The following is a 3,812-nucleotide window of genomic DNA, read 5'->3' as shown; positions in this document are numbered from 1 at the left end:
CCGCGACCGGCCTCTGCGCGCCCCCGGCCGCCGCGGCCGGGACCGAGGCCGCCGCGGTGACCGTCCGCCTCGACCCCAGCTACCAGCAGCCGCCGTTCCAGGGCTGGGGCACCGCCCTCGCCTGGTTCGCGAACGTCACCGGCGGCTGGCCCGACGCCCAGCGCAACCGCCTCGCCGACGACCTCTACGGCAAGGACGGCCTCGGCTTCACCATCGCCCGCTACAACATCGGCGGCGGCGACAGCCCCGAGACCGTCCCCTATATGCGCGCCGGAGCGGCGATCCCCGGCTACTGGAAGCGGCCGGGACCCGAGAGCCCCGACTGGTGGAACCCGGCCGACCCCGGCCACTGGAACCCGAAAGCCGACGCCAACCAGCGCTGGTGGCTCACCGCCGCCAAGGCGCGCGGCGCCGACACCTTCGAGGCGTTCTCCAACTCCGCCCCCTACTTCATGACGGCCAGCGGACTCGTCTCCGGCGCCGCCGACGCACGGCAGGACAACCTCCGGTCCGACCAGTACGAGCGATTCGCCGCCTATCTCGTCGGCGCGCTCAAGCGCGCACAGGACTCCACCGGCGTGAGGTTCGCGTCCCTGTCCCCGGTCAACGAGCCCAACACCGACTTCTGGCGCGCCGGCGGCCGCCAGGAGGGCTCCCACTGGGACCCCGCCTCCCAGGCCCGCATGATCTCCACGCTTCGCGCCGCCCTCGACGCGCGGCGCATGGCCACCCCGATCGCGGCCATGGACGAGACCGACCCCGGCACGTTCCGCGCCGACTGGCAGTCGTACGCCCCCGCCGTACGCGAGGCCGTCGGCCGGCTCAACACCCACACCTATGGAACGGGCGGCCGCACCGGCGCACGGGACATCGCCAAGGGCGAGGCCACCGAGCTGTGGATGTCCGAGGTGGACGTCGGTGGGAGCGTCCCGCAGTCCTTCACCGACATGAGCCCCGCCCTCGACCTGGCCGGCCGCATCAACGACGACATCAGGGAGCTGGAGCCGCGGGCCTGGGTGCTGTGGCAGGCCGTCGAGGACTACGAGAACATGACCCCCGCCCACGAGAACTCCAACTGGGGCCTGATCCAGACCGACTTCACCCCCGCCGACGCGGCGACCGAGCCGCTGCGCAAGAACAAGAAGTACTGGGCGATGGCGAACTACAGCCGCTTCGTCCGCCCCGGCGCCCGCGTCGTCAACACCGACGACCCGCAGACCCTGGCCGCGCTGCGCCCCGGCGGGCAGGGCGCCGTGGTCGTCCACACCAACCCCACCGGCGCGGAGCGGGAGGTCACCCTCAACCTCGACGGCTTCCAGACCGTCGGCGGCCCCGTCGAGCGCTACACCACCGACGCCTTCAAGAACCTGCACCGCGACAGCGACCTCGCCACGGAGGGCAAGACCCTCAAGGCGACCGTCGGCCCCAGATCCGTCACGACCTTCGTGCTGCCGGGCGCCGTCGGCGTGGACGCGGCGGCCGCCACCGCGCCCGTCGGCGCGCCGCGCCAACTGCTCAACGACAACAGCGGGAAGGCGCTCGCCGTCGCCCCGGTCGCCGGCCGGAACACCCCCGTGCAGCGCACGTCCAACCCCGCGGACACCGCCCAGCAGTGGAGCCTCGCCAAGCTGTCGTCGGCCGACTGGGGCAGCACCGCCGCGTACCGCATCACCAACGTCAAGACCGGCAAGGCCCTGTCCGTCTCCGGCGGCGCGCTGACCTTCGCAGCGCCAGGAACGGCCGCCCGGCAGCAGTGGATCCGCTCGACCGCCGGCGACGGACACGCCACGGGGATGGGACGGCCGGGCGGGTGCCGCCCGGCCGTCCGGCCGGTCAGCGGTAGGGGCGGAGGCGCAGCTCGATGGACTGCGGGTACCGGGCGTTGCGCTCCAGCAGCGAGCGGGTGGCGCGGGGGTGGTCGGCGTACTCGGCGATGAGAGCTGCCATGTGGACCTGGTTCCGCTGCTTCGCGGCGAGCGGGAGGTTCACGTTGCCGAGCGGCACCAGCCGCTGGTCCCGCTCCACGGTCCATGCCGCCTCGAACCGGCCGCGCCGGTCCGTGGTGACCACCGTGGGGACGCGGGAGAAGTGACGCCGGACGATCCCGAGGAGCTGTTCGAGGATGTCGGCCGGGTCGCGCAGGGCGCGCGGGCTGGCGTTGGGCGGGCGGTTCGTGGTCGTGCGCATGAGGCTTGGTCTCCTTGTCTGCGTGGATAGGCCGGGCGGCCGGGCGGGCGGCCGGGCGGTCAGTTGCGAAGGGCGGCCGTCAGCGAGGAGACCTCGGCGACGGCGTCCCGTTCCGCCTCGAAGGCCGTCGCGCCGACGATCACCAGGACGCCGGAGTCCACGTCGTTCACGCGGAACGCGCCCTCCCCGTCATCGGCCAGCCGGAGCACGCGGCCAGCGGCGCGGAAGTCCTTGCGCCAGGCGCCCAGCTCCTTGGAGCCGAGGCGGCGCATGTCGTACCTGCCGCGCCGGTTGAGGAGGCTGTTCGCGGCGATGGCCGCCGCGTTCTGCGTCGCCCCCTCCACCCGGCCCAGCTCCTTGCCGGGGGCCTCGGGGGTGCCCGGCTCGGCGATGGTCCAGAAGTTGGTGGGCTCGCCGATGCTCTCTCGGGGGTCGTCGTAGGGCAGGGCCACCTCGCCGGTCAGGTGACGGACGAGCGTGTACGCCGTCAGCAGGTGGTTCGTGTCCGCCTTCAGGTGCTCCGCGTAGGCGGCGGCCGGGCTGTAGTCGGGGCTCTTGAGCGGCGCGCCCTCCAGCGCGACGGACGGGCCCACGACCGCCACGTATGCGGCGGCGTGCTCCCGCTGGGACGGGCGGAGCGTCTTCTCCCGCCGCTCGACGATCAGGTCCAGCTCGGCGATCTCCTCCGAGTCCGGCATGGGCGGCCTGAGCTGGGCCGTCCACTCGACCACTACGCGCCGGGAGGTGGTGCCGTTGCGGTGCCTGACGGTCTTCTCGGCCATCTTCTTCGTGACGTCGGCAAGACCTCGGCGGGCCAGCGCCTCCGCGGTCGTCCGCTTGTGGCCGCCCGCCGAACCCGACGAGATCTTGCCGTCCGGCGCTGCCTGCATGGCGTCGTACGCCCGCTGCTGCGCCCCGGTGAGCTTCATGTGCTTGGTCCCCTTCAGCCTTGCCGTTACCGTGTGACACGACATTAGCACGAGGGGTTTAGGTGTGTAAACCTTGTGTCACCTTTAGGCGGAACGGTCCACCACCGGGGCCGTCACGTCCGCGAACTGGACCGCAGCCCCGGCCGGCAGCCGGTCCAGCCGGAAGTGCTCGCCGCCCCTGACCAGCACCGGATGCGGCGGCCGCGCGACCCAGCGGTTCTCCGCCACGCGCTCCAGAGTGCAGTCCAGCCGCTCGCCGTTGGGATACTCGATCCACGCCTCGGTCGGCTCGCCCGGCTCCCCGGCCTCCAGTTCCCGCAGATCGTGACGGTGCTCGCCCATGCCGGTCCTTCCGCTGCTGCCTCTTTGAGCTGACCGGCCCATCCTGCCGCCCCTCACAGACGGCACCAAGGAAGGCCAGCCCCGGATCGGGGCGCGCCCGGCGGCGGCGGCGCGGGCGCGCCTCGGCCACGGCAGGTCCGCAGGCTGGAACCAGGCGACAGTGACCTTGGGCGCGCAGGGTCGTAGACCTGAGCACCCGAGGTTGCTGTCGGGGTGCGGGTCCAGCGCCGCCGCGCTGGCGGGGGGTGCGGGGGCGCGGTCGAAGCGATGGTCTGGCTGCCCTTCGTGACCTTCTGGCAGGTCACCGCCGACCTGCCGTTCTCCACGGGCGTGCCGGACGGCCACGGCCACACC

General features: G+C 73.0%; 5 protein-coding genes. 2 read left to right on the top strand and 3 right to left on the bottom strand.

Annotated features, from left to right (window positions below; genetic code table 11):
* Window positions 1–1,937 (top strand): glycoside hydrolase (locus tag AB0M39_RS41475; protein ID WP_365374236.1); only part of this gene is annotated, 1,937 nt, incomplete at its 5' end.
* On the opposite strand, the gene AB0M39_RS41470 is transcribed toward AB0M39_RS41475, so the two are convergent.
* From AB0M39_RS41470 to AB0M39_RS41460, 3 genes are all read right to left on the bottom strand, one after another.
* Window positions 1,834–2,187, bottom strand: a complete 354-nt coding sequence (locus tag AB0M39_RS41470; RefSeq protein ID WP_365374234.1) for a hypothetical protein — start codon at window positions 2,185–2,187, stop codon at window positions 1,834–1,836. The genes AB0M39_RS41475 and AB0M39_RS41470 overlap by 104 nt on opposite strands.
* 59 nt (window positions 2,188–2,246) lie before the next feature.
* Window positions 2,247–3,116 carry a hypothetical protein gene (locus AB0M39_RS41465; protein WP_365374232.1) on the bottom strand — a complete coding sequence of 290 codons (870 nt, stop codon included), beginning with the start codon at window positions 3,114–3,116 and terminating at the stop codon, window positions 2,247–2,249.
* An 84-nt stretch (window positions 3,117–3,200) separates the two neighbouring features.
* On the bottom strand, window positions 3,201–3,458 hold the full coding sequence (locus AB0M39_RS41460) for a hypothetical protein (protein ID WP_365374230.1): 258 nt from the start codon (window positions 3,456–3,458) through the stop codon (window positions 3,201–3,203).
* A 267-nt stretch (window positions 3,459–3,725) separates the two neighbouring features.
* Between AB0M39_RS41460 and AB0M39_RS41455 the strand changes: the two genes are divergently transcribed.
* Window positions 3,726–3,812: alpha/beta-hydrolase family protein (locus AB0M39_RS41455; protein WP_365374239.1), on the top strand; the 87-nt coding region annotated here is incomplete at its 3' end.

Source organism: Streptomyces sp. NPDC051907 (assembly GCF_040681075.1).
Classification (GTDB): Bacteria; Actinomycetota; Actinomycetes; order Streptomycetales; family Streptomycetaceae; genus Streptomyces.
This window is presented reverse-complemented; position numbering and strand designations above follow the sequence as displayed.

Excerpts from the sequence above, each read along its gene's own strand:
- AB0M39_RS41470 (WP_365374234.1), bottom strand. The coding sequence starts at position 2,187 with ATGCGCACGACCACGAACCGCCCGCCCAACGCCAGCCCGCGCGCCCTG.
- AB0M39_RS41465 (WP_365374232.1), bottom strand. The coding sequence starts at position 3,116 with ATGAAGCTCACCGGGGCGCAGCAGCGGGCGTACGACGCCATGCAGGCA.
- AB0M39_RS41460 (WP_365374230.1), bottom strand. The coding sequence starts at position 3,458 with ATGGGCGAGCACCGTCACGATCTGCGGGAACTGGAGGCCGGGGAGCCG.